Source organism: Promicromonospora sp. MEB111 (genome assembly GCF_030209445.1).
GTDB lineage: Bacteria > Actinomycetota > Actinomycetes > Actinomycetales > Cellulomonadaceae > Promicromonospora.
Map to the genome: position 1 here is coordinate 28551 of NZ_JARVSD010000008.1, position 24779 is coordinate 53329.

The 24779-nt window shown below is 72.7% G+C and carries 24 protein-coding genes; 15 read left to right on the plus strand and 9 right to left on the minus strand.

The features are described from left to right. Positions 1 to 17 precede the first annotated feature (17 nt). The 5 genes from QRN56_RS08980 to QRN56_RS09000 form a co-directional block, all read right to left on the minus strand. Positions 18 to 872: a carbohydrate ABC transporter permease gene (locus QRN56_RS08980; protein WP_285102527.1), complete on the minus strand. Its 855-nt coding sequence runs from the start codon at positions 870 to 872 to the stop codon at positions 18 to 20. After that, complete coding sequence (locus QRN56_RS08985) at positions 869 to 1858, minus strand: carbohydrate ABC transporter permease (RefSeq protein WP_285102529.1); 990 nt, start codon at positions 1856 to 1858, stop codon at positions 869 to 871. Before QRN56_RS08985 ends, QRN56_RS08980 begins: the two co-directional genes overlap by 4 nt. A gap of 149 nt (positions 1859 to 2007) precedes the next feature. After that, positions 2008 to 3279, minus strand: coding sequence for an ATP-binding protein (locus tag QRN56_RS08990; protein WP_285102530.1), 1272 nt, complete (start codon positions 3277 to 3279; stop codon positions 2008 to 2010). Positions 3280 to 3381: 102 nt separating this feature from the next. Continuing rightward, positions 3382 to 4500, minus strand: coding sequence for a GTP 3',8-cyclase MoaA (gene moaA / locus QRN56_RS08995; protein WP_285102531.1), 1119 nt, complete (start codon positions 4498 to 4500; stop codon positions 3382 to 3384). A gap of 57 nt (positions 4501 to 4557) precedes the next feature. Continuing rightward, positions 4558 to 4941 (minus strand): universal stress protein, encoded by a 384-nt coding sequence (locus QRN56_RS09000; RefSeq protein WP_285102533.1) that lies wholly within the window; start codon positions 4939 to 4941, stop codon positions 4558 to 4560. Between the two features lie 225 nt (positions 4942 to 5166). On the opposite strand from QRN56_RS09000, the gene QRN56_RS09005 reads away from it, so the two are divergent. The 10 genes from QRN56_RS09005 (at position 5167) to QRN56_RS09050 (ending at position 17176) form a co-directional block, all read left to right on the plus strand. Beyond that, complete coding sequence (locus QRN56_RS09005) at positions 5167 to 6282, plus strand: SPFH domain-containing protein (RefSeq protein ID WP_285102534.1); 1116 nt, start codon at positions 5167 to 5169, stop codon at positions 6280 to 6282. A gap of 1 nt (position 6283) precedes the next feature. Then, the gene (locus QRN56_RS09010) at positions 6284 to 7510 is read left to right on the plus strand and encodes a TFIIB-type zinc ribbon-containing protein (RefSeq protein ID WP_285102537.1); all 1227 of its coding nucleotides are present in this window, start codon (positions 6284 to 6286) and stop codon (positions 7508 to 7510) included. A gap of 62 nt (positions 7511 to 7572) precedes the next feature. Then, positions 7573 to 8019 carry a TFIIB-type zinc ribbon-containing protein gene (locus tag QRN56_RS09015; RefSeq protein WP_285103141.1) on the plus strand — a complete coding sequence of 149 codons (447 nt, stop codon included), beginning with the start codon at positions 7573 to 7575 and terminating at the stop codon, positions 8017 to 8019. Positions 8020 to 8229: 210 nt separating this feature from the next. Next, positions 8230 to 9072 (plus strand): TIGR03620 family F420-dependent LLM class oxidoreductase, encoded by an 843-nt coding sequence (locus QRN56_RS09020; protein WP_285102538.1) that lies wholly within the window; start codon positions 8230 to 8232, stop codon positions 9070 to 9072. Positions 9073 to 9298: 226 nt separating this feature from the next. Continuing rightward, positions 9299 to 9391, plus strand: a complete 93-nt coding sequence (gene kdpF, locus QRN56_RS09025; RefSeq protein ID WP_020016455.1) for a K(+)-transporting ATPase subunit F — start codon at positions 9299 to 9301, stop codon at positions 9389 to 9391. A 5-nt stretch (positions 9392 to 9396) separates the two neighbouring features. Continuing rightward, positions 9397 to 11064 carry a potassium-transporting ATPase subunit KdpA gene (gene kdpA, locus QRN56_RS09030; protein ID WP_285102539.1) on the plus strand — a complete coding sequence of 556 codons (1668 nt, stop codon included), beginning with the start codon at positions 9397 to 9399 and terminating at the stop codon, positions 11062 to 11064. After that, positions 11061 to 13253, plus strand: coding sequence for a potassium-transporting ATPase subunit KdpB (gene kdpB, locus QRN56_RS09035; protein WP_285102540.1), 2193 nt, complete (start codon positions 11061 to 11063; stop codon positions 13251 to 13253). Before kdpA ends, kdpB begins: the two co-directional genes overlap by 4 nt. 32 nt (positions 13254 to 13285) lie before the next feature. Further along, positions 13286 to 13912, plus strand: coding sequence for a potassium-transporting ATPase subunit KdpC (gene kdpC, locus QRN56_RS09040; protein WP_285102542.1), 627 nt, complete (start codon positions 13286 to 13288; stop codon positions 13910 to 13912). 4 nt (positions 13913 to 13916) lie between these two features. Beyond that, positions 13917 to 16460 (plus strand): DUF4118 domain-containing protein, encoded by a 2544-nt coding sequence (locus QRN56_RS09045; RefSeq protein WP_285102544.1) that lies wholly within the window; start codon positions 13917 to 13919, stop codon positions 16458 to 16460. Next, positions 16457 to 17176: a response regulator gene (locus QRN56_RS09050; protein WP_285102545.1), complete on the plus strand. Its 720-nt coding sequence runs from the start codon at positions 16457 to 16459 to the stop codon at positions 17174 to 17176. The genes QRN56_RS09045 and QRN56_RS09050 overlap by 4 nt, the downstream gene beginning before the upstream one ends. A 25-nt stretch (positions 17177 to 17201) precedes the next feature. Here the strand turns inward: QRN56_RS09050 and QRN56_RS09055 are convergent, their stop codons facing one another. Then, on the minus strand, positions 17202 to 17963 hold the full coding sequence (locus QRN56_RS09055; RefSeq protein ID WP_285102547.1) for an alpha/beta fold hydrolase: 762 nt from the start codon (positions 17961 to 17963) through the stop codon (positions 17202 to 17204). A 134-nt stretch (positions 17964 to 18097) separates the two neighbouring features. On the opposite strand from QRN56_RS09055, the gene QRN56_RS09060 reads away from it, so the two are divergent. Further along, the gene (locus QRN56_RS09060) at positions 18098 to 18598 is read left to right on the plus strand and encodes an Lrp/AsnC family transcriptional regulator (RefSeq protein WP_285102549.1); all 501 of its coding nucleotides are present in this window, start codon (positions 18098 to 18100) and stop codon (positions 18596 to 18598) included. A 140-nt stretch (positions 18599 to 18738) separates the two neighbouring features. Here QRN56_RS09060 and QRN56_RS09065 read toward each other — a convergent pair whose 3' ends face one another. Next, positions 18739 to 19692 (minus strand): dihydrodipicolinate synthase family protein, encoded by a 954-nt coding sequence (locus QRN56_RS09065; RefSeq protein WP_285102551.1) that lies wholly within the window; start codon positions 19690 to 19692, stop codon positions 18739 to 18741. 125 nt (positions 19693 to 19817) lie between these two features. Between QRN56_RS09065 and QRN56_RS09070 the strand changes: the two genes are divergently transcribed. After that, positions 19818 to 20324: a hypothetical protein gene (locus QRN56_RS09070; RefSeq protein ID WP_285102552.1), complete on the plus strand. Its 507-nt coding sequence runs from the start codon at positions 19818 to 19820 to the stop codon at positions 20322 to 20324. Next, entirely contained in the window at positions 20321 to 21202 is an 882-nt protein-coding gene (locus tag QRN56_RS09075; RefSeq protein ID WP_285102554.1) for an alpha/beta fold hydrolase, read from the plus strand. The genes QRN56_RS09070 and QRN56_RS09075 overlap by 4 nt, the downstream gene beginning before the upstream one ends. Before the next feature lie 17 nt (positions 21203 to 21219). On the opposite strand, the gene QRN56_RS09080 is transcribed toward QRN56_RS09075, so the two are convergent. Further along, on the minus strand, positions 21220 to 21636 hold the full coding sequence (locus tag QRN56_RS09080) for a MarR family winged helix-turn-helix transcriptional regulator (protein ID WP_285102555.1): 417 nt from the start codon (positions 21634 to 21636) through the stop codon (positions 21220 to 21222). A gap of 51 nt (positions 21637 to 21687) precedes the next feature. On the opposite strand from QRN56_RS09080, the gene QRN56_RS09085 reads away from it, so the two are divergent. Both QRN56_RS09085 and metG read left to right on the plus strand, forming a co-directional pair. Continuing rightward, complete coding sequence (locus QRN56_RS09085; protein WP_285102556.1) at positions 21688 to 22287, plus strand: TIGR03086 family metal-binding protein; 600 nt, start codon at positions 21688 to 21690, stop codon at positions 22285 to 22287. A 166-nt stretch (positions 22288 to 22453) separates the two neighbouring features. Continuing rightward, a complete protein-coding gene (metG, locus tag QRN56_RS09090; protein WP_285102558.1) occupies positions 22454 to 24169 on the plus strand; it encodes a methionine--tRNA ligase in 1716 nt (571 codons plus the stop codon). A 132-nt stretch (positions 24170 to 24301) separates the two neighbouring features. On the opposite strand, the gene QRN56_RS09095 is transcribed toward metG, so the two are convergent. Further along, on the minus strand, positions 24302 to 24757 hold the full coding sequence (locus QRN56_RS09095; protein WP_285102560.1) for a SufE family protein: 456 nt from the start codon (positions 24755 to 24757) through the stop codon (positions 24302 to 24304). Between the last annotated feature and the right edge of the window lie 22 nt (positions 24758 to 24779).

Consider the following 24779-nt stretch of genomic DNA (forward strand, 5'->3'; position numbering starts at 1 on the left):
GGGAAGGAGGGGGCGGCTCAGCCGGTGACGGCGCCCGCGGTGAGGCCGGCGACGAGCCGGCGCTGCAGGACGAGGAAGACCAGCAGGATGGGGAGGGTCACGACGACGGTGGCGGCGAGCAGCACGCCCCAGTTCGTCATGCCGTCGGTGTTCTGCAGCAGGGTGAGCCCCACGGGCAGCGTCATCGTCGAGGGGTCGTCGACCACGAGGAACGGCCACAAGTAGTCGTTCCACTCGGTCACGACGGAGACCAGGGCGACGGCGGCGAGGGTCGGCGTGCTCATCGGCACCACGAACCGCCACAGCTTGCGCCAGTGCCCCGCCCCGTCGAGCTCGGCCGCCTCCAGGACGGACCGCGGCAGCGTGAGGAAGTGCTGGCGGAAGAGGAAGGTGCCGAACGCGCTGGCCAGGCCCGGCACGAGGATGCCCTGGTAGGTGTTGAGCCAGCCGAGGCTCGCCACCAGGGTGTAGTTGGGGATGATCGTGATCTGCGGCGGGATCATCAGCGTCGCGATGACCAGCCCGAACACGACCTTGCGGAACGGGAAGTCCAGGAAGACGAGCGCGTACGCGCAGCACAGGCCGAGCGCCACCTTGAGGCCCGCGCCGACGATCGTCAGGCCGATGCTGTTGGCCAGCAGCCGGCCGAGCGGGATGGCACCCGCGGCCTGCGCGTAGTTGTCGAGGTCCGGCTGGGCCGGGAGCCACTGCAGCGGGAGCTGGTAGAGCTCGTCGGGGGCCTTGAGGCTGGCGAGCGCCATCCACAGCAGCGGCGCGCCGAGCACGACGGTCGCGAGGATCATCGTGAGGTAGCCGCCGACCTGGGGCGAGCGCCGTCGTCGGGCGGACTGCTGGAGCGTGGCGGCGGTCATGCGTAGTGCACCTTCTGCTGGACGAACCGCAGCTGCACGGCCGTGACGGCGAGCAGCACGAGGAACAGGACGGTGGCGACGGCGGACGCGTACCCGGCCCGGCCGTTGACGAAGCTCTCGACGTAGATCGAGTACATGAGCGTGGTGGTGGACCCGAGCGGGCCGCCCTGCGTCATGGCCTTGATGGTGTCGAAGGACTGCAGGGAGCTGAGCAGCATCGTCACGAGCAGGAAGAACGTCGTCGGCGTGAGCAGCGGCAGCACGACCGAGCGCAGGGTGCGGGCGGCGGACGCGCCGTCGATGGCGGCGGCGTCCTTGAGGTCCTGCGGCACGGCCTGCAGGCCCGCCAGGTAGATGAGGGCGACGTACCCGAGGTTCTTCCACAGGTAGACGACGATGACCATCACCAGCGGCCACGGGCGGTTCGTGTACCACTCGGGGGAGGCGATGCCCACCCAGCCGAGCACCTCCTGGATCAGGCCGTAGCGCGGGTCGAACATGAACAGCCACAGGATGCCGACGGCGAAGCCGCCCAGCACGTACGGCGCGAACGCGACGGTGCGGGCGACACCGCGGCCGCGCAGCCTGCGGTTGAGCAGCAGAGCCAGGCCGAGGCCCAGGACCATGGCGCCGCCGACGGTCGCGACGGTGAAGACGAGGGTGGTGGTGACGACCCGCCCGGTGGTGGGTGCGGTGAACCACTCGACGTAGTTGCCGAGGCCCACGAACCGCGCGGTGGGCGAGCCGAGGTTCCACTGCAGGGTCGAGAGGTAGAGGCTCTCGACCAGCGGCCGGTACACGAAGACGAGCAGGAGGGCGATGTTGGGGCCGGCCAGCAGCAGCGCCCAGAGCAGGGCGGTGCGCCGGCGGCCGGCCGCGAGGCGGCTGCGGCGCGGGCGCTGCGGTGCTGTGCGCTCCGGGGCCGCGGAACCGGCCGGCGGGGCGCCGGGGTCCTCGGGCGCCCGTGGCGTCGCGATGGTGGTCACGTGCCGTGAGCCTAGGAACCCGTCTGGGCGTTATGCGGCTTTTTGCCGCCCGCGGGGGTGAGGCTTCCGGCAACGTACACGCAGCCGTTCCCCGGGGGTCACCTGGGACGGCTGGAGGTCATGCGGGCGACATGTCGCGCCGGTTCGGCTCAGGGGCCGAGCAGCGCGAGTGGGACAACCGCGACGCCGTCAGGCCGTCGGTAAGCGAACTCGCCCGTCGTGACGACAACTCGATCGGCCATTCGGTCGCCGATCTGGTCGTGAAGCCAGTTGAGATGGCGCACGTCTTTGTCGGTGACCGTCGCAGCGAGCTTGACCTCGACAGCGACGACCTTCCTGTCCTCGCCTTCGACGATCAGGTCCACCTCGTGGTCGGTGTTCTTGGTGCGGAGGTGGCCGACCTCGGCGTCGAGAGCTCCTGCGTAGACGCGCACGCTTTGCGCAGTGAGCGACTCGAAGAGCGCCCCGAGCCAGGTCCCGGTCTGTGCCGAGACGCGGGTGCCCTCGCCGCGGAGCAGACCAGACTTTCCAACGCCAACGAGGCGAGCGGCGATCGCGGGGTCGACGAGGTGGTGCTTGGGAGCCTGCGTGAGCCGCTTGAGAGTGTTGAACGTGGGTATCCAGGCAGGGATCGGGTCGAGGATGAAGATGCGCTGGAGATGCTCGCGGTAGGAGTCGGCAGTCACTCGGCTCGGCTTGTCGTCGTCACCAGCCGTCGCGGCGTCAAGGATCGTGGTGTAGGAGGCATCGGTAGCTGTCGCGGCGCCATAGGCGGCAAGCCAGGCTCTGAGCGCATTCGGCCGCCGTACGGTGACTCCGTTCTCGGGAAGCTCTCGTTCTGCGATTCGTGCCACATAGCTGTCCAACTGGACCCGCCGGGCGCGCTCGGGCAGGCCCCGAATGCCAGGGAATCCCGACCGAAGGATCTCATCGGCATATGTCTGCAGGTCAATGCTGGTGCGACCGCTGATCGTCGGGTGTTCGCCGCGGAGCAGCGCCCCAAGCGAGACCGTTGGGTCCTCGAGGCCTCGTTCCGCGAAGGCGAGGGGACGCATCGGGAAGCTGACGATTCGCCCGGCCCCCGAGTGAATGCGCACTCCGGACGGCACGCTCGCTGACCCGGCCAGAAGGAACTGTCCACCCTTGCTGTTGTCGTCGACGGCTCGGCGCACGCGGTCCCAGACAGACGGTTCCAGCTGCCATTCATCGATCAGCACGGGCGGTGGCGCCTGGACTACATAGTCGGGGTTGCCTGCGAGCACCTCACGCTGGCGAGGCTCGTTGAGCGTGAGGACCGTTGCGGCTCGCTGGCTGGCAGTGGCCGTCTTTCCCACACCCTTGGCGCCCTCCAGGGCAATTGCCGCCAGGTGGGGGAAGAGGTCGTCGAGAACATCGTCAACAATCCGGCGCTGGTATGCCATGTGCCCAACCTAGCAGTTGGACGGTGCTCTATTAGGCATTTCGACGAGATTCTACTATGCAGATGGACGGCCTTCTACCGGTCATCTCGACGAAGCGACATGTCAGCCGCCGATGGCGCCCATGCTGCGCTCGGTCTCGGCGAAGGCGTCGGCGGCCAGCTCGACGGCGTCGCTGCCGTGGGCGCGGGGCTTGGCCCACATCGCGGCCCGCCACGCGTCGCCCACCTCGTCGTCGGTGGCGCCGTCGCGGAGCAGGGACTTGAGGTCCGTCTCCTCGTTGCCGAACAGGCACGAGCGCACCGTGCCCTCGGCGGTCAGCCGGGTACGGTCGCAGGCCCCGCAGAACGAGCGGGTCACGGACGCGATGATCCCCACGGTGGCGGGGCCGTCGTCGACCAGCCACTCCTCGGCCGGGGCGGACGGGTCCTCGCGGCCGGCGGGGGTCAGGGTGAACCGCTCCTCCAGCACCCCCAGCAGGTCGGCCGCGCTCACCACGTCGTCGCGGGTCCAGCGCCCGTCGGCGTCGAGCGGCATCTCCTCGATGAAGCGCAGGTTGCAGCCGTGCGCCACGGACCAGGCGAGCAGGTCGGCGGCGCCCTCCAGCGTCTCGGGCAGCAGCACCGCGTTGATCTTGACGGGCGACAGCCCGGCGGCCAGCGCCGCCCGGATCCCCGTGAGCACGTCGTCGAGGCGGTCGCGCCGGGTCAGGGTCGCGAACGCCTCGCGGTCCACCGTGTCCAGCGAGACGTTGACGCGGTCCAGCCCGGCCGCGACCAGGGCGCCGACGCGCTTGTCCAGCCCGAGCGCGTTCGACGTCATGGCGATGCGGACGCGCTCCTGCGATCCCAGGGCGCGCATCGCGTCGTCGGCCGCCGTGCGGGCCGCGCCGATGATCTGCTCCAGGTCGCGCCGCATGAGCGGCTCGCCGCCGGTGAACCGGATGTCGCGGATGCCGAGGTCGCGCACGCCGACGCCGACGAGCCGGCCGATCTCGTCCGGTGTCATCAGCTCGTCGCGCGGCACCAGGGGCAGGCCCTCGGCCGGCATGCAGTACGTGCAGCGCAGGGAGCAGGCCGTCGTGATCGACACCCGCAGGTCGCGCGCGACCCGCCCGTACCGGTCGACCAGCAGCGGCGTCTCCGGGCGCGGCCGGCCCGCCGGCGTGGCCGCGCGCCGGGGCACGCCTCGCACCGACGGGATACCGAGAGTCACAGCGGTCATCCCACGAGAGTAGTCCGCGAGGTCGAGCTCGGGCGTCGCCTGTCTGACGCCTGGGCCTCAGGCGTAGCTGGCCTTGACCACCAGCACCGGCGCCGGGGAGTCGAGCAGCACCTGCTGGGTCGTCGCGCCGACCAGGAACGTGCCCACCGTGGAGTGCTTGCGCGAGCCGATGACCACGAGCTCCGCGGCGACGGCCTCGGCCCGGTCGACGATCGCGTCGGCCACCTCGGCCTGCTCGGCGCGGAACGTGACGGGCGCGACGGTGACCGTGCCAGGGACGGTGTCGAGCAGGTGCGCGAGCGACGCGGGGACCTTGGTGTCCGCCTGCGGCGTGAGCACGAGGACGGCCAGCTCCTGCCGGCGTCGTACCGCCTCGGCGACGGCGGCGCGCATGGCCGCCTCACCCTGGGGCGACTCGTTGTATGCCACGAGGACGGTCATCGGTCCTAGCACCTCCGGACAGGTTCGCCGGGTAGTCACCCTGCGGTGAAACTCTCTCACATGTCCGGTCCACCGGCAGGTGCCGGACAACGCGTGGAACATCCGTGGGACGTCCTGGGCACCGAACGGGACTCCTTTTCGTTTGCCGGGACGTACCGGACTTGTAGCGTCCGAGTGCTTGGGGTTTCCGGGCGGGCGCCCGGGCGGAGAGAAGAGGAAGACGACATGGGCCTGCTGGACAAGATCAAGGGTGAGCTGGTCGACATCGTCGAGTGGCTCGACGACACCCGGGACACGATCGTCTGGCGGTTCCCCCGCTACGAGAACGAGATCAAGATGGGCGCCCGGCTCGTGGTGCGCGAGTCGCAGACCGCGGTCTTCGTCAACGAGGGCGTGATCGCGGACGTCTTCCAGCCCGGCACGTACACGCTCGAGACCCAGAACCTGCCCGTGCTGTCGACGCTCAAGGGCTGGAAGCACGGCTTCCACTCGCCGTTCAAGGCCGAGGTGTACTTCGTCAGCACCCGCCAGTTCACGGACCTGAAGTGGGGCACCAAGAACCCCGTCATGATGCGGGACCCGGAGCTGGGCATGGTGCGCGTGCGGGCCTTCGGCGCGTTCTCGGCGCGGGTCACCGACCCCCAGGTGCTGCTGCGCGAGCTGGTCGGCACCGACCCGCAGTTCCGCACCGACGAGGTGCACGAGTACCTGCGGCAGAACGTGGTGAGCCACCTCGCGAGCGTGCTCGCCTCGTCCGGCATCCCCGTGATCGAGCTCGCCGCGCACCACGGCGACCTGGGCGACCAGCTCGCGACCCGGCTCACCGACGAGCTCGCGGACCTCGGCATCTCCGTGCCGAAGTTCGTCATCGAGAACATCTCGCTGCCGCCCGAGGTCGAGGAGGCCCTGGACAAGCGCACGTCCATGGGCATCGTCTCGTCCGGCACCGTGGGCAGCATGGCCGCCTTCCAGCAGTTCCAGGCCGGCCAGGCCATGGAGGCGGCGGCCGACGGCGGCGGCAGCGCGGGCGCGGTGATCGGCATGGGCCTGGGCCAGTCGGTCGGCAACGCGATCGTGCCGCCCACGCAGCCGGCGCCCGCCCCGGCCCCCGCAGCGGCGTCGGGCCCGCCGCCCCTGCCCGGTGGCTGGTACCTGGGCAACGGCGGCGCGCAGACCGGCCCGTTCGACGACGCCGCGCTCGCCGGCCAGGCCGCAGTGGGCACCCTCACGGCGAGCACGCTGATCTGGCGCGCCGGCATGGCCGGCTGGGAGCCGGCCGCGTCGGTGCCCGACGTGGCGAAGCACCTGGGCGCGACGCCCCCGCCGCTGCCGCAGGCCTGAGATGGCGGAGCTCACCGACGGCGGCCGGGCCGCCCACCACGCCTACCCCTGCGCGCAGTGCGGGGCAGCGGTCGAGTTCGCGGCCGGGACCGGCACGCTGACCTGCCCGTACTGCGGCCACGAGCAGGAGGTCACCGCCGCCGTCCGCGAGGTGCGCGAGCACGACTTCGCGGCCCTGGCGGCGACGGCCCGGCCCGCCGCGCCCGCGGCGCACGACTACCGGTGCGGCACCTGCGGCGCGGTCACCACCAGCGACCACCTGTCCCAGAAGTGCGGGTTCTGCGGGTCGCCGATGGTCGCCGAGGTCGAGACCCTCGGCCTGGTCGAGCCCGAGGCCGTGCTGCCCTTCGAGGTGGACCGGGCGGCCATGCAGGGCGCCCTGCAGACCTGGGTGCGCTCGCGGTGGTTCGCGCCGTCGGCCCTGAAGAAGGTGGTCTCGGCGGAGCAGGCGCACGGCGTCTACCTGCCGCACTGGACGTTCGACGCGCGCACCCGCTCGGACTACACCGGGCAGCGGGGCGAGCACTACTGGGTCACCGAGACCTACACGACCACCGACTCCGAGGGCCGCAGCCAGACGCAGACCCGGCAGGTGCAGAAGACCCGCTGGTACCCGGCGTCGGGCACGGTGGCGCGGGACTTCGACGACGTCCTCGTCACCGGGACCCACCGGGTCATGCCCGAGCACCTGGCGAAGCTCAGCCCGTGGCCGCTGCAGCAGGCGCGGGCCTACCAGCCCGACTACCTCGCCGGCTACGAGACGCTGCGGTACGACGTCGAGCCCGAGGCCGGGCTGGAGGCGGCCAAGCAGGACATGGCGCCGGTCATCGAGAACGACTGCGAGCGCGACATCGGCGGCGACGTGCAGCGCGTGCACCAGGTGCGCACGAGCTACGCGGCGGTGACGTACAAGCTCCTGCTGCTGCCCGTGTGGATCGCCACCTACCTGTACGGCGGCAAGCCGTTCCAGGTGCTGGTCAACGCCCGCACGGCCGAGGTGGTCGGGGAGCGGCCGTGGTCGGCGTGGAAGATCACGCTCGCCGTGCTGGCGGGCCTGCTCGTCGCGGCGGCGATCGTGTGGGCGGTCGTCGCGAACGGGGACGGCGGCTCGGCCGGCGCCCTCGCGGAGGCCGCCCTCGGGCAGGCCGGCCTCGGCGAGGCCGCCGCGCACTGGGCCGCGCCGGGTTGGCGTGAGAGCGTGGGAGTCCCGGTGTACCCGGTGGTGTAGGAACCGCAGACCCGTCCCGTCCGTTGGTGAGCGGTAACGACGACCGCGAGGAGACCATCCCGATGCTGTGCCCCATCGACCAGACCACGCTCGTCATGTCCGAGCGCAAGGGGATCGAGATCGACTACTGCCCCACGTGCCGTGGCGTGTGGCTGGATCGTGGCGAGCTCGACAAGGTGATCGACCGGTCGGTCGAGGCCGAGATCGCCGCGGAGAATCGCCCGACGACGCCGTCGGCCCCTGTCGCGCCGCCCGCCCCCGCCGCTCCGTCCGCGCCGAACCCCGTGCACGCCGGCCCGGCCTACGGCTCGCCGCAGCCGGCCTACGACCCGCGCTACGACGACCGCCGACGCGACGACGACCGCCGCTACGACCGGGACCGCCGGTACGACGAGGGCCGCCGGTACGACAACGAGCGCCGGTACGAGTCCTACGGCGACCGCCGCCACGACCCGCGGTACAAGAAGAAGCGCAAGGAGTCCTTCCTGGAGGACCTGTTCGACTTCTGAGCCTCTGAGCCTCGACGTCGAACGTAGGACCGGTCGCTCCAAGGTGTCGAACGTAGGGGTAGTCGCTCTGTCAGCCCCGACAGAGCGACTACCCCTACGTTCGTCAGAGCCCGACGCGCGGAGCGGCTTGACCTCAACTCCGGTTGAGGTCTTAGCGTCTCCCACCTGGACATACGGACCCATTCCGTGATCTGCGACGGGGGAGACGCGATGAGCGAGCTGGAGCTGGGACGGGTGGGGCTGGTCCTCAACGTGGCGGACGATCGGGCCCACCTCGAACAGGCCGCCGAGGCCGAGCGGCTCGGCCTCTCCGCGCTGTGGCTCTTCGGCGGCCAGCTGGAGCTGCTCGAGCCGCTGGCCGAGCTGCTGCACGTGACGAAGACCGCGGCGGTTGCGCCCGCGATCGTCTCGCTCGACGTCCACGGTGTCGACGACGTCGTCCACCTCCTCAAGATGCTGGACGACAGCGAGGCGGAACGGCTGGTAGGGGGCTTCGGGGCGCCGCAACAGGCTGCGCGGCCGCTCGCAGGGCTGCGTGCGTTCCTGGACGAGATCGACGCCGCGGATGTGTCGTTGCCCGCGGAGCGACGGCTGATCGCGGCGCTGGGCCCCCGCAAGCTGGAGCTCGCACGGGACCGCGCGGCAGGCGCCATCACGATGCTGGTGACGCCCGGCTACACCGCGTGGGCGCGAGAGGTCCTGGGGCCGGACGCGACACTCGTGGTGATCCAGCCGGTGGTGCTGGACACCGATCTCGACCGCGCCCGGCAGACCGTGCGCGGGCCGCTGGGCTTCCTGCTCTCCGTCGGCGGGTACGCGGCGAACATGCGCCGGATGGGTTTCGATGACGACGACGTCACGGGCCTCAGCGACAAGCTTGTCGACGCCGTCGCGACCGTCGGCGACGCCGACGCGATCGCTGCCGGGGTGCGGGCGCACCTGGCCGCCGGGGCGAGCCACGTGGCGCTCTCCGTGCTCTCCGACGGGCAGCAGCCCGGGGCGATCGAGGTCGCCCGCGCGATGGCGGCAGCCGACCCGACCCTGCCGGGGTAGCCGGGCAGCAGAGACGCCTCCCGCATCAGGGGGCCGTTAGCGAGCGCCCAGGCGCCGTCAGCATTCCGTCAAGGACTGGTTCCACCGGTCGCGCGCAGGCGTAGACCAGTGGCATGACCGATCTGGCCTTCATCCTCCTGACCGTGGCGTTCTTCGCCGCGGTGGCTCTGGTGGCGCGCCGCGCCTCCGCGAGCACCGACTCCGCCCGCCCCTCGGGGAGGCGGAAGTGAACCCCTTCGACGCCGTGGGCCTGGTGCTCACCCTGGCGGGCCTCGTCTACCTGTTCGTGGCGCTGATCCGCGCCGACCGGACGCGGTGAGCGCCATGAGCACACCGGTTCTCGTCGCGGTCGCGCAGGTGCTCGTCCTGCTCGCCCTGCTCGCCGCCGTCCACGCGCCGCTGGGCGCGTACATGGCGCGCGTCTACTCCAGCCCGAAGCACCTGCGTGCCGAGCGTCTCTGGTACCGGCTCGTCCGGGTGGACCCCGACGCCGAGCAGCGCTGGACCACCTACCTGATGTCCCTGCTGGGCTTCTCGCTGGTCTCCGTGCTCTTCCTCTACGGGATGCTGCGCCTGCAGGCGTACCTGCCGTGGAGCCTGGGCTTCACCGGGTTCGACCCGGCGGGCGCCTGGAACACCGCGGTCAGCTTCGTGACGAACACGAACTGGCAGTGGTACTCGGGTGAGGCCGCCGCGGGCCACCTGGTGCAGATGGCCGGCCTGGCGGTGCAGAACTTCGTGTCTGCCGCCGTCGGTATGGCCGTCGCGATCGCCCTGGTGCGCGGCTTCGCCCGCTCCGGGACGGACGCGCGGGTCGGCAACTTCTGGTCGGACCTGACGCGCGGCGTGACGCGCATCCTCCTGCCCCTGTCCCTGGTCGCCGCGGTGCTGCTCATGGCGGGCGGCGTGATCCAGAACCTGGACCCGCACACCGCGATCACCACGGTCGAGGGCGCCACGCAGCAGTCGCTGGGCGGTCCGGTGGCCTCCCAGGAGGTCATCAAGGAGCTCGGCACCAACGGTGGCGGCTTCTTCAACGCGAACTCCGGCCACCCGCTGGAGAACCCGACGCCGTTCACCAACCTGGTCGAGATCTTCCTGATCCTGCTCATCCCGTTCACGCTGCCGCGCACGTTCGGCATCCTGGTGGGCGACAAGCGGCAGGGCTGGGCGATCCTCGGCGTCATGGGCGGCCTGGCGCTCGCCTCGCTCGTGCTGACCACCTGGGCCGAGATGGCGGGGCCGGGTGCCGCGCCGCAGGCGGCGGGTGCCGCGATGGAGGGCAAGGAGACCCGGTTCGGGCTCGCGGGCAGCGCGCTGTTCGCGGTGGCGACGACGGCGACGTCGACGGGCGCGGTGAACGCGTCGCACGACTCGCTCACCGCGCCGGGCGGCGGCCTGGTCCTGTTCAACATGCTGCTGGGCGAGATCGCGCCGGGCGGTGTGGGCGCCGGCCTGTACGGCATGCTCGTCCTGGCCGTGGTCGCGGTGTTCATCGCCGGGCTCATGGTGGGGCGCACCCCGGAGTACCTGGGCAAGAAGATCGGCCGGCAGGAGATGACGCTCGTCGCCCTGTACGTGCTGACCACGCCCGCGCTGGTCCTGGTGGGCACGGCGGCCGCCGTGGTGGTCGAGCCCGGCCTGGTGGGCATCCAGGAGTCCGGTCCGCACGGCCTGTCCGAGGTGCTGTACGCCTTCGCCTCGGCGGCGAACAACAACGGCTCCGCGTTCGGCGGGCTCACGTCGGGCACCCCGTTCTACGAGGTGACGCAGGGCCTGGCGATGCTCGCCGGCCGGTTCGTGCCGATCGCGCTGGTGCTGGCCCTGGCGGGTCGCCTCGCGAGCCAGACGGCGGTCCCGGCGACGTCGGGCACCCTGCCCACGCACCGCCCCCTGTTCGCGGGCATGCTCGCGACGGTCGCGATCATCGTCGTGGGGCTCACCTTCATCCCTGTCCTTTCCCTCGGTCCCGTTGTGGAGTCCCTGTCATGACCATCGACACCCGGAACGTCCCGGACGCTCCGACCCAAGAGCCCGCGACCGGTGGCGGCACGCGGCACCCCTCGAAGCGGCGGACGCCGCGCGCTCTGACCTGGGCGCAGCTGCGGTCCGCCCTCCCGGGCGCGCTGCGCAAGCTGGACCCGCGCGTGCTGTACACCTCGCCCGTCATGTTCGTGGTCGAGGTCGGCGCGCTGGTCACGACCGTGCTCGCGGTCATCGAGCCGGACATGTTCGCCTGGTGGATCGCGGTGTGGCTGTGGGCCACCGTGCTGTTCGCGACGCTCGCCGAGTCCGTGGCGGAGTCGCGCGGCAAGGCGCAGGCCTCCACGCTGCGCGCCACGCAGAAGCAGACGACGGCGCGCAAGGTCAGCGCCCCGCAGGACACCCTGACCTCGGGCACGCGGCTGGACCTGCTGCCCACGGTCGAGGTGCCGTCCTCGACGCTGCAGGTGGGCGACGTCGTCGTGGTCGCCGCGGGCGAGACCGTCCCCGGCGACGGCGACGTCATCGAGGGTGTCGCCTCGGTGGACGAGTCGGCGATCACCGGCGAGTCCGCTCCCGTCATCCGCGAGTCCGGCGGTGACCGCAGCGCCGTCACGGGCGGCACGGTGGTGCTGTCCGACCAGATCGTCGTGCGCATCACGGCGCCCGCCGGGGCCACGTTCGTGGACCGGATGATCGCCCTGGTCGAGGGCAGCGAGCGGCAGAAGACGCCGAACGAGATCGCGCTGAACATCCTGCTCACGTCGCTGACCATCGTGTTCCTGCTGGCGGTGGCCACGCTGCAGCCGTTCGCCGTTTACTCGGGCTCGCGGCAGTCGCTGCTGGTCCTGGTGGCGCTGCTGGTCTGCCTCATCCCGACGACGATCGGCGCGCTGCTGAGCGCCATCGGCATCGCGGGCATGGACCGGCTGGTGCAGCGCAACGTGCTGGCGATGTCCGGCCGCGCCGTGGAGGCGGCGGGTGACGTGGACGTGCTGCTGCTCGACAAGACGGGCACCATCACCTACGGCAACCGCCGTGCCACCCAGGTGCTGCCGGTGAGCCGGGTGACGCCGCAGGAGCTCGCCGTCGCGGCGCGCCTCGCGTCGCTGGCCGACGAGACCCCGGAGGGGCGCAGCATCGTCGAGCTGGTGGACGAGAAGTACGGCGCGGGCGAGGAGCTGCCGCTGGACGCGGAGCTGGTGCCGTTCTCGGCCCAGACCCGGATGTCGGGCGTGGACCTGCCGCTGACCCGGTCCAGCGAGGCCGGCGGCGCGGGCCACACTGAGCTGCACCGCATCCGCAAGGGTGCCGGCAGCGCGATCCAGCGCTGGGTGCACAGCACGGGCGCGCAGATCTCCGACAAGGAGGTCAAGGACCTGGAGAAGCACGTCGACTCCGTCTCCCGGGCCGGCGGCACGCCGCTGGTGGTCGCGGAGCAGGTGGGCGAGGCGCCCGCGCGGGTGCTCGGCGTCGTCCGGCTCAAGGACGTGGTCAAGGAGGGCATGCGCGAGCGGTTCGACGAGCTGCGCGCCATGGGCATCCGGTCGGTCATGGTGACCGGTGACAACCAGGTGACCGCGCGGGCCATCGCCGCGGAGGCGGGGGTGGACGACGTCCTGGCGGAGGCCACGCCCGAGGACAAGCTCGCGCTCATCAAGCGCGAGCAGGAGGGCGGCAAGCTGGTCGCGATGGCCGGCGACGGCACGAACGACGCCCCGGCGCTGGCCCAGTCCGACGTCGGCGTGGCGATGAACACCGGCACGTCCGCCGCCAAGGAGGCGGGCAACATGGTGGACCTCGACTCGGACCCCACCAAGCTCATCGAGATCGTGGAGATCGGCAAGCAGCTCCTGATCACGCGCGGCGCGCTGACCACGTTCTCCGTGGCGAACGACGTCGCGAAGTACTTCGCGATCCTGCCCGCCATGTTCATGACGGTGTTCCCGCAGCTCGAGGCGCTGAACATCATGCGGCTGGCGAGCCCCGGCTCCGCCATCCTGTCGGCCGTCATCTTCAACGCGCTGATCATCCTGGCGCTGATCCCGCTGTCGCTGCGCGGCGTGAAGTACCGGCCGGCCTCGGCGTCGTCCCTGCTGACGCGCAACCTGCTGGTCTACGGCCTCGGCGGCCTGGTGGCGCCGTTCATCGGCATCAAGCTCATCGACCTCGTCGTCTCGCTGCTCCCGGGCCTGTAGCCCGGTCCCGAGCAGACCCGAAAGGAAATCTCATGGCATCGACCACAGTCGCGAGCGACCTCGCGGCGCTGACCCGGCACTCCCTGGCGGGGCTGCGCATGCTGCTCGTGTTCACCCTCCTGCTGGGGCTGGCGTACCCGCTCGCGGCGACCGCCGTCGGGCAGGTGGCCTTCCCCTGGCAGGCCGACGGATCGCTGGTGCGGTCCGACGGCACGCACACCACCGACCGCTCCGAGGCGGTGGGCTCCGCGCTCGTCGCGCAGGGCTTCGAGGGCGTCGAGTACTTCCACCCGCGGCCGTCGGCCGCCGGCGACGGGTACGACACGTCGGCCTCCGCGGCGTCCAACCTCGGCCCGCTCAACCCCGACCTGGTCGCGACGATCGAGGAGCGCAAGGCCGCCGTCGCCGAGCTGGAGGGCGTGGACCCGGCGGACGTCCCGGCCGACGCCGTCACGGCGTCCGGCTCGGGCCTGGACCCGCACATCAGCCCCGAGTACGCCGCCATCCAGGTGGCGCGCGTCGCGGAGGCACGCGGGCTGTCCGTGGCCGACGTCGAGGCGGCCGTGGCCGAGCACACCGCCGGGCGCGACCTGGGCGTGCTGGGTGAGCCGCGGGTGAACGTGCTGGAGCTCAACCTCGCCCTCGATGACGCACACTGATCCCATGACCACCGGACGCCGGGGCCGCCTCACGGTCTACCTGGGGGCGGCCCCTGGCGTGGGCAAGACCTACGCCATGCTGGACGAGGCGCACCGGCGCCGCGCGCGGGGCACCGACCTGGTGATCGGCCTCGTCGAGACGCACGGGCGGGCCGCGACGGTCGCCAAGATCGGCGACCTGGAGATGATCCCGCGGCGGCTGGCCGAGCACCGCGGGTCGACGCTCACCGAGCTCGACGTCCCGGCCGTGCTGGAGCGGGCGCCCGAGGTGGCGCTCGTGGACGAGCTGGCGCACACCAACGCGCCCGGCTCCCAGCACGCCAAACGCTGGCAGGACGTGCACGACCTGCTGGACGCCGGCATCGACGTGGTCACCACCGTCAACGTGCAGCACATCGCGTCGCTGACGGACGACGTCGAGGCCATCACCGGCGTGCGGCAGCGCGAGACGGTGCCCGACCAGGTGGTGCGCGACGCCGACCAGATCCAGCTCGTGGACCTCTCGCCGGAGCAGCTCCGGCGCCGGCTCGCGCACGGCAACGTGTACCGGGCCGAGCAGATTGACGCCTCGATGTCGTCGTTCTTCCGCGTGGGCAACCTGACGGCGCTGCGCGAGCTCGCCCTGCTGTGGCTCGCCGACCGGGTGGACGACGCCCTCACGCGGTACCGCGCCGACCACTCGATCGGCGGCACCTGGCCGGCCCGCGAGCGCATCGTCGTGGCCGTCACTGGCGGGCCGGAGACGGAGACGCTGCTGCACCGGGCCGCGCGCATCGCGCAGCGGGCCGCGGGGACCGAGCTGCTGGCGGTGCACGTGCTGCCGACGGACGGGCTGCCGTCCACGCCGTCGGCCACCATCGCCGCCCACCGCGCGCTCGTGGAGTCGCTCGGCGGCGTGTTCCACACGGTGGTGGGGGAGGACGTGCCGTCCGCCGTCGTGGACTTCGCGCGCGGGGTCAACGCGACCATGATCGTCGTGGGCGTGTCCCGCCACCCCGTGTGGCGGCAGGCGCTGCTGGGCTCGTCCAGCGCGGAGATCGCCCGGCTCTCGGGCACGATCGACGTGCACCTCGTGACGCACGAGCGCGCCCGGGTCGGCGTGGGGGTGCGCTCGCGGTACTCCTCGCTGTCCCCGAAGCGCCGCGCTGCGGGCTGGGGTTCGGCACTGCTGATCCCGGCGCTGCTGACGGCCGCGCTCCTGGCGATCGGCACGGACGACGTCGCGCTCGCCACGGACGCCATGCTGCTGCTGGCGGGGGTGGTCGGCGTCGCGCTGATCGGCGGGCTGTGGCCCGCCGTGGTGGCGGCCGTGGTGTCCAACCTGTGCCTCAACTGGTTCTTCGCGCCGCCGGTGGGCCGGTTCACGATCGCCCAGGGGGAGAACGTGCTCGCGCTGGCCGTGTTCGTGGTGATCGCGGTCGCCGTCGCCTCCGTGGTGGACCTGGCCGCGCGGCGCACCACCCAGGCGTACCGGGCGCGGGCCGAGGCGTCCACGCTGGCCGCGCTGTCGCGCTCGGTCCTGTCGGGCCAGGACACGGCGCAGGCGATCGTGCACCGCCTCGCCCAGACGTTCGCGATGGCCGACGTGCGCCTGGAGGAGCGCACCGACGACCGCTCGCCGTGGTCGGTGGTGGCGCACGAGCGGTGGGTCACGGACGCGGAACCCGTGCCCGCCGGCGCCGAGGCGGACCCGACGGTGACCGAGGTGGTGATCGATGACCGGCACCGGCTGGTGCTCGCCGGCCGCGTGCTGCCGGCGAGCGACCGGCAGGTGGTCGAGGCGTTCGGCGTGCAGGCCGGCATCGTGCTGGAGCGGCGCCGGCTGCGCGAGCAGGCCGCCCAGGCCGAGGTGCTGGAGCGCACCGAGAGCACCCGCACCGCGCTGCTCGCCGCCGTCTCGCACGACCTGCGCACGCCGCTCGCGGCGATCCGCACCGCCGTGGACGGACTGTCCTCGCCCGACGTCGAGCTGGACCGGGAGGACCGCGACGTCCTGACGGCCACGATCGCGGACTCGACGCACCGGCTGGAGCGCCTCATCGGCAACCTCCTGGACCTGTCCCGCATCCAGACCGGCGCCGTCCGGCCCGCGCTGCGGGCCGCGTCGCTGGAGGAGGTGGTGCCGATCGCCGTCGAGCCGTGGCTGTCCGACCTGGCGCTCGACGTGCCGGAGGACCTCCCGCTCGTGCACACCGACCCCGGCCTGTTCGAGCGGGTGGTGGCGAACGTCGTGTCCAACGCGGTGCGGCACTCGCCGCCGGGCGCCAAGGTGCTCTTCACGGCCTCCGCCGCGCGCGACGCGGTGGAGCTGCGCGTGGCCGACACCGGGCCGGGCGTGCCCGACGAGCGCAAGACCACGATGTTCGAGCCCTTCCAGCGGCTCGACGACACGAGCGCGGGCGGCCTCGGCCTCGGTCTCGCGGTCGCGGCGGGCCTCGCGAACGCCGTCGGCGCCCGGATCTCGGCCGAGGACACCCCCGGCGGTGGCCTCACGATGGTGCTGACGGTGCCGCGCGAGACCGCTCTGGATGATGGGATGTCCTCGTGACCGGTGAGACGGACGGCGAGGTGCGCGCGGCGACGTCGGGCAACCGCGTGCTCGTGGTGGACGACGACGCGGCGCTGACCCGCGCCCTGGCGATCAACCTGCGCGCTCACGGCTGGGACGTGACCGCGGCGCCGACGGGCGCGGCGGCGCTCGACGCCGTGGCGTCGGCGCGGCCCGACGTGGTGCTGCTCGACCTGGGGCTGCCCGACATGCCGGGGCTCGAGGTCATCGCGGGCATCCGCGGCTGGACGCGGGTGCCGATCGTGGTGCTGTCCGCCCGGCAGCTCGGCGACGACAAGGTGGACGCGCTCGACGCCGGGGCCGACGACTACGTGACCAAGCCGTTCGCGATGAACGAGCTGCTCGCGCGGCTGCGTGCCGCCGTCCGCCGGGCCGAGCCGGCGCAGGCCGAGGAGCCCGTGGTCACCGCGGGCGACCTGCGGATCGACCTGGCGCGGAGGCAGGTCTCGCGCGCCGGGGAAGAGGTGCGCCTGAGCCCCACCGAGTGGGCGCTGCTGGAGGTGCTGGTGCGCAACCGCGGTCGGCTCGTGGACCGCAAGCTGCTGCTGCACGAGGTGTGGGGCCCCGCGTACTCGACGGAGACCAACTATCTGCGCGTCTACACCGCTCAGCTCCGGCGCAAGCTGGAGCAGGACCCGTCGCACCCGAAGCACATCCTGACGCACCCGGGGGCGGGGTACCGGTTCGAGGAGTGAGGCGGCTGCCCGGCGGACCCGTGCCCTACGACCCGTCCAGGAGGAAGGCCGTGACGTCGGGCGCGAACCGGCGGTCGGTGAGGACCTGCTCGTGACCGCCGCCCGGGTAGGTGGTGACCGTGGCGTGCGGGAGCCGGTCCGCGGTCTCGCGTACGCGGTCCGTCGGGTACACGCGGTCCTGGTCGCCGTGGATCAGCAGCACGGGTGACGCCACCTGGCCGAGCCGGTCGGCGATGTCGAACGTGTCCTCGGCCTGCAGCACGGTGGCGGCATCGGTGTGGTCGCCGGGGCCGTCGGCGAGCCACAGACCGGCCGCCACCAGCGGCTGGAGCGCGGGCGTGCCGGTGACCAGCGGCGCGAGGGCGGGGCTGGGCCGGTGTCCTGCCAGCGCGCGGTCGACGTAGCGGCGCTGTGCGTTGCGGCCGAGTGCGCCGAGCGAGTGCGCGGTGGAGGCCAGGACGAGCCGGTCGACGAGGTGCGGGTGGTCCACGGCGAGCTGCAGGGCGACGGCGCCGCCGGTGGAGACGCCCAGGACGTGCACCGGACCGGACGACAGCCGACCGATGCCGTGGGCATGGACGGCGGCGATGTCGGCCATGGTCGAGCCGGCGGGCAGGCCTGGCGGGCGGTTGAGCACGTGCACGGTGAAGTGCTCCGCGAACGGGCGCACGAGGCGCAGCACCGACCAGCGGCTCAGGCCGGTGATCGCGCCGGCCCGAGGGAGGAACAGGAGGACGGCCAGCGGTGGTCCATCACCTACGACCAGATCGGTAACCTGCGACGTCATCGCACCATCATGGGGCCTACCGGTCGGTATCGACCCGCGGCGGGCATCAAGGTCCCGTCAGGATCCGGCTGGCCGGCGTAGGGATTGCGTTCACGCGGCCCGGTGAGCCGCGGGCCGTTCATAGCGTCGCTGGTATGGCCCTGACCTCTGCCTCCCGCCGCTCCTCCGGTGCCGAGCCGGCGCCCGACGCGGCCCTGGACGACACCGACCGGGCGATCCTGGAGCTGCTGCTGCACGACGGGAGGGCCACGCTCCACGAGCTGGCCGCCGCGACCGGCCTGAGCACGTCCGCGACGTCCGTGCGGGTGCGCCGGCTGGTCGAGCGGGGGGTCATCGCGGGCTTTCACGCCCGGGTCGATCGTGCGCTCCTCGGCCGGCCGGTGGAGGTCCTGGCGCAGGTCCAGGTCCGCGCGGACGCCGACCTCGCGCTGTTCGAGGGCATGCTGGCGGACAGCGTGGCCGTGGTGTCGGCGTGGCAGGTCACGGGGGAGTTCGACTACGCCGTCCACCTCGCGTGCCGGAGCCTGCCCGACGTCGAGGCGGAGCTGCACCGGCTGCGCGAGCAGCCCGGCGTGCGGCGTACGTCGGCGCAGCTCCTGCTGCACCGCGTGCCGTCGTGGTCGGGGGTGGCGTGATGGAGGTCCGCCTGATCACCGCTCCCGCACCGTGGACGGGCTGCCCGAGCTCTCCTGGCCCCTGGGCTACCCGCTCGCCGTGCTCGTGATGGCGGGCTGGGCCGTGCGGCTCTACGTCGGGTTCAAGAAGCGCCACTGGCTCAGAGCAGGCGCAGCGCGCCGCCGTGCGCGTCGGGGTGGTCGAGCCGGGCGAGGCCGCTGTGGAAGTCCGGGAGACCCTCGTACACCTCCAGGTCCCGGCGGATCGCTGCGGTCTCCTCGGGGACCGGTCCCACCAGCGGCAGGCGCACCCGGGCGGTGGGCAGCAGGCCGAGGCCGCGCAGCACCACCTTGGTCGCCACGGCGGGCGGCACGTGGCGGTGCAGGGCGTGGTCGAGCGGGGCGAGACGCCGGGAGCAGTCGTCCGCGGCGTCCAGGTCGCCGCCCAGCAGGGCGTCGACGTAGGCCCGCCAGAGGGCGGGCTCCACGTTGACGCCGACGCCGACCACGCCCTGCCCGCCGGCCGTCAGGACCATGGCCGCGGCGTCCGACCCGGCGTAGTACGCCAGGTCGGACAGTCCCATGAGCTCTGCGGCCCGGTGCGGGTTCTCCGTGGCGTCCTTGACGGCCCAGACGTTCGGGTGCTCGGCCGCGCGCAGCAGGGTCGGCATCTCGAAGCCGACCCCGAACCGGCGGGGGTTGTCGTAGAGCATGACGGGCACGTCGGCGGCGTCGGCGAGCGCCCGCACGTGCGCGAGGAGCCCGGCCTGCGAGGGGCGGCTGGCCGCGGGCGCCGCGACGAGCACGCCGTCGGCCCCGGCCCGGGCGGCGTCGACGGTGAGGGCGATGCCTGTGGTCGTGTCGTGCTCGCCCACCCCGGCGACGACGACGGCGCGGTCGCCGGCGGCGTCGCCGGCCGCACGCAGCAGCGCGACCCGTTCCTCCGGGGCGAGCGCGCCGGACTCGCCCGTGGTCCCGCCGACGACCAGCCCGTCCACCCCCTCTCGCACGAGGCGGTCGACGTGCACGGCGAGCGCGTCGAGGTCGAGGTGACCGTCGGAGGTGAAGGGCGTGACAGTCGCGGCGAAGAGCCGCGTGGAGCGTGGATCAGGCACACGATCACGCTATGCCGGTGGGTGGGGCACGGTCCGTACGGGCTGCGTCAGGACTTGGCCCGCGCCCGTACGGGATGCGTCAAGGCTCCCGTTCCCGCGGTCGCGGGCGCCGTACGACGGAGGGCATGACCCTCACCGCGATCCTGCCCACGCTCCGCGCGAGCATCCCTGATCCGCTCGCCGCCGACGCGTGGCCGGCCGACACCCGGGCGACCACCACCGACGTCGTGGTGGACGGCGTCTCCCTGCACGGTCTCGCGCTGCTGTGCAGCACGCCGTGCGTGCACACGGCGGACGGCCCGGAGCCGTTCGTGGTGGTCACGACCGTCCTCGACACCACGATCACGCACGACGGCCGGCGGGTCCTGGTCCTCGACGCGGGCCTCGCCCGCCCGGGCGTCGTGACCTGGCCGGAGCTGCGGCTGCTGGGCCGGGCGTCGGTGGCGCGCCTGGTGCCCACCGTCGTCTGCGACCCGGACAAGGTGCCGCTCGCGGAGGTGCCGATGCCCGCCGACATCGGCGCCCCGGACCTGCTCGGCGTGCCGTGCGCGGGCGATCCGCGCCGCGGGCTCGCCGGCGGTGCTGCCGCCGTCCGCACCACCACCGCCGGCCGTGCCGGACGGTGGTCGTGATCCACCTGGCGGCCGCGTCGGAGCTGGTCGGCACGAGCCTCGGTGACGTCGAGGTCTGCGTCACCGGCGGGCGGCGCGGGACGGTCCTGTTCTTCCCGGGCGGGCACTGTGCCGCGACCGTCGACTGCGGCTGGGAGTCGTACACGCGCCTCGGGTACCGCGTGGTCGCGTTCTCGCGGCCCGGCTACGGCCGGACCCGGGTGGGTGACCTCACCGCGGCCCGGTTCGTCCCGGCGGTCGACGAGGTGTGCGCCGAGCTCGGCATCTCCGCCGTGGCGGCCGTCGTCGGGGTGTCGTTCGGCGGGCTCCAGGCACTGCACGTCGCGGCGTCCGGGTCGGTCCGGCCCGCGCGGCTGGTCCTGCACAGCGCGGCGCCGTCGACGCTGCGCTACCCGGACTCCGCCGGGCGGCGAGCGCTGGGTCCCGTCCTCTTCGGCCCGCGCGCCGAGCGCGGGCTCTGGTCCGCGGTGTCCCGCGCGGTCGCCACGGACGCCGGGCTCCGGATGGCGGCCGGATCGCTGTCCCGGCTGCCCGCGAGCGCCTGGTGGCCCACCTGGAGCCCGGAAGACCGCGGCCGGGCCCGCGCGGCGTTCCTGGCGATGGGGTCCGGCAGCGGCTTCGCCGCCGACCTGCGGCAGGGCCGGCCGGACGACGACGGCGCGCGGCACACGCTGCTGCGCCGGGTGTCGTGCCCGACGCTCGTGACGGGGTCCCGCCACGACGGTGGCGTCGACTTCGCGCACGCCCTGGACCTCGCCGAGCACATCGACGACGCGCGCCTGGCCGAGCTCGACTCGCCGACCCACCTGTTCTGGGTCGGGCCGCACGCCGCGCAGGTGCACCGGGCGGTGCAGGGCTTCATGTCCGAGTGCCTCTGACGAGCGGGCACGGGGCCTCAGCCCCGGGACGCGTCCAGCGCGGTGAGCGCCCGCTCGAACGCCGCCCGCTCGTCGGCCGGGAGGTCGCCGAGCAGCTCCCGCTCCATGGCGGCGATGCCGGCCTGGCAGGTGGTCAGCACCTGCCGCCCCTCGGCGGTGAGCGAGACCACGCGGTTGCGGCGGTCGGCGGGGTCGGGGGCGCGCTGCACGAGCCCGAGCTCCACGAGCCGGTCCAGGTTGCCGATCAGCCGGGTCTTGTCGCGACCCGTGGCGGCCGCGAGCTGCGCCTGCGTCGGGGCGTCCTGCTCGCCCAGGGCGGAGAGCACCGCGTAGTCCCACATCACCAGGCCGGCGGCCGCGAGGATCGGCTCCTCCCGGGCGATCACCACCCGCAGCAGCCGGGTCAGCAGGTAGCCAAGCTCGGGACGCTCCACCCGGCGATCCTAACCAGCAACCTACGATCTACGCGGGTGTATCGTCTACGCATGCTTACTTATTCGGAGATGCTCACCCTGCACCACACCGCCCTCGCCGACACCACCCGTCTCGTCGAGCGGGCCGCCCGGGGCCCGCTCGACATCGCGACGCCGTGCGACGAGTGGGACCTCGCCGCCCTGCTGTCGCACATGATCGGCCAGAACCACGGTTTCGCGGCCGCCCTCGGCGACGGCGACGCCGACGTCGCGCACTACGCCGGTCCGGAGGTGACGACGGCCGGCGCCGTCGACGCGTGGGAGGCGTCCGCGACGGCGCTGCGCGAGGCGTTCGCACGCGCGCAACCGGACGCCCCCGTCCACCTGGCCGAGTTCGACGCCCAGGTCTCGGCGACGCTCGCCCTCGGGATGCAGCTGCTCGACACCGCGGTGCACGCCTGGGACGTCGCCGAGGCGCTCGGCACCACCTACCGGCCCGACGACGCCACCGTCGCCTTCGTGCTCGAGAGCGCGGGCCCGATCGCAGCGCGGCCGGGCGGGACGCCGGGGGTGTTCGCGGCGCCGGTGGCCGAGCCGTCTGCCGGTGACGCCGACCCGTGGTTCACCGCGCTGCGCCTGCTCGGCCGGGACCCGGTGAGCTCCTCCCGCTGACCGGCGCCGGCGCGGGTCGCCGTCGTCGTCCGGCCGCTCACACCGTGACCGCGATGCCGCCCCCGGCACCCGGTGGATCTAGGCTTGGCCGTGGCTCGCCCCGCGAGCCTGCCGGGCACCCTGCCCGGACCCACGGATCCAGAACTACGAATCGGAGCATCCAGCGATGGCTCGCCACCTTGTCACCAGTGCGCTTCCGTACATCAACGGCATCAAGCACCTGGGGAACATGGTCGGGTCGATGCTCCCGGCCGACGTCTACGCGCGGTACCTGCGCCAGCGCGGGCACGACGTGCTCTACATCTGCGCCACCGACGAGCACGGCACGCCGGCCGAGCTGGCGGCGGCCGAGGCGGGCCTGCCCGTCGCGGAGTTCTGCGCGGGCGCGCACGAGACGCAGAAGAAGATCTACGCGGGCTTCGGGCTGTCGTTCGACCACTTCGGGCGCAGCTCCTCGACGCAGAACGCCGAGACCACGCAGCACTTCGCGCGGCGCCTGCACGAGCACGGCTTCATCGAGGAGCGGGCGATCCGGCAGGTGTACTCGCCGGTCGACGGCCGGTTCCTGCCCGACCGCTACGTCGAGGGCACGTGCCCCCACTGCGGGTACGACCGGGCGCGCGGCGACCAGTGCGAGAACTGCACGCGCGTGCTGGACCCCACGGACCTGATCGACCCGCGCTCGGCGATCAGCGGCTCGACCGACCTCGAGGTGCGCGAGACCAAGCACCTGTTCCTGCTCCAGTCCAAGCTCCAGGCCGAGGTCGAGGCGTGGATCGACCAGAACAGCAAGGACTGGCCCCTGCTGTCGACGTCGATCGCGCGCAAGTGGCTCGCCGAGGGCCTGCACGACCGCGCGATCACGCGCGACCTGGAGTGGGGCGTGCCGGTCCCGGCCGACACCTGGCCCGAGCTCGCGGCCGACGGCAAGGTCTTCTACGTCTGGTTCGACGCCCCGATCGAGTACATCGGCTCCACCCAGGAGTGGGCGGACGCCGCCCCCGTCGGCGAGGCCCGGGACTGGAAGTCCTGGTGGTACGAGGCCGACGACGTGCGCTACACGCAGTTCATGGCCAAGGACAACGTCCCGTTCCACACGGTGATGTTCCCCGCCACGCAGCTCGGCGTCCGTGAGCCGTGGACCATGGTCGACTACGTCAAGGGCTTCAGCTGGCTCACGTACTACGGCGGCAAGTTCTCGACGTCGCAGAAGCGGGGCGTCTTCACCGACGCCGCGCTGGAGATCCTGCCTGCCGACTACTGGCGCTGGTACCTGATCGCGAACGCCCCGGAGTCCGACGACTCGTCGTTCACCTGGGAGCACTTCGCCGGCACGGTGAACAAGGACCTGGCCGACACGCTGGGCAACTTCGTCAACCGGGTGCTGACGTTCTCCGCCAAGCGGTTCGGTGAGACCGTCCCCGCGGGCGGCGAGCCGGGGGAGGCCGAGGAGAAGCTCGGCGCTGAGGTGTCCCGGCTCCTGGCCGAGTACGAGGGGCACCTGGAGGCCCTCCAGTACCGCAAGGCCGCGAACTCCCTGCGCGCGCTGTGGTCGGCCGGCAACGCGTACCTGGTCGAGAAGGAGCCGTGGAAGCAGGTCAAGGTCGATCCGGAGGCGGCGGCGGTCTCGCTGCGCACCGCGATGAACCTGATCCGCCTCTACGCGGTGGTCTCCGAGCCGTTCGTCCCGCAGACGGCTTCCACGTTGCGCGGGGTGTTCACCCTCGACGACACCGCGACCTGGGTCTCCCCGGAGGCCGCGACGTCGCTCGACGCCGTCCCGGCCGGGACGGCCTTCACCGTCCCGCCGGTGCTCTTCGCCAAGATCAGCGACGACGACCTGGACGCCTACCGCGAGCGCTTCGGCGGCGGCGAGGTCTGAGCTCGGCAGTTCGCCCGTGAGTTCGGCAGTTGGCCGGTGAGCTCGGCAGTTGGCATCGAGGTCGGCACAGGCCTGTGCCGACCTCGATGCCAACTGCCGAACTCACGGCTGTGGGCCGTGCAGACCGCGGGCTCAGACCTGCGCGGCCGCGAGCTGCTCGCGGACCTGGCGCTTGGCGCGGGTCAGCATGCCGGCCATGCCGTTCAGGCGCAGCAGGCTCACGACCTTGGTCAGGCCGAGCTGCAGCGGGTAGTCCTCCGGAACATCCAGCACCTGCTGCGCCGTCAGCCCGGTCAGGCCCTGCGCCAGGATCGACGCGAACCCGCGGGTGGTGGGCGCCTCCTCCGGTGCGCTGGCGTGGAAGGTGACCACCCCGGCGTCGTCCACCTCGGCGAACGCGTAGACCGGTGACTGGCACTCCTGCACCCGCTCGAGCCGTTCGGGCGCGTCCGCGTACTTCTCCGGCAGCGGCGGCAGCTCGCGCGAGACCTCCAGCAGGAGCTGGAGCCGGTCCCGTTCGGGCGTCTCCAGGAAGGCGTCCCGCAGCTCGGCGAGAGCCTCGGGCAGGTTGACGTCGTCGGTGCTCATCCGTTCATCCTTTCACCGTCGC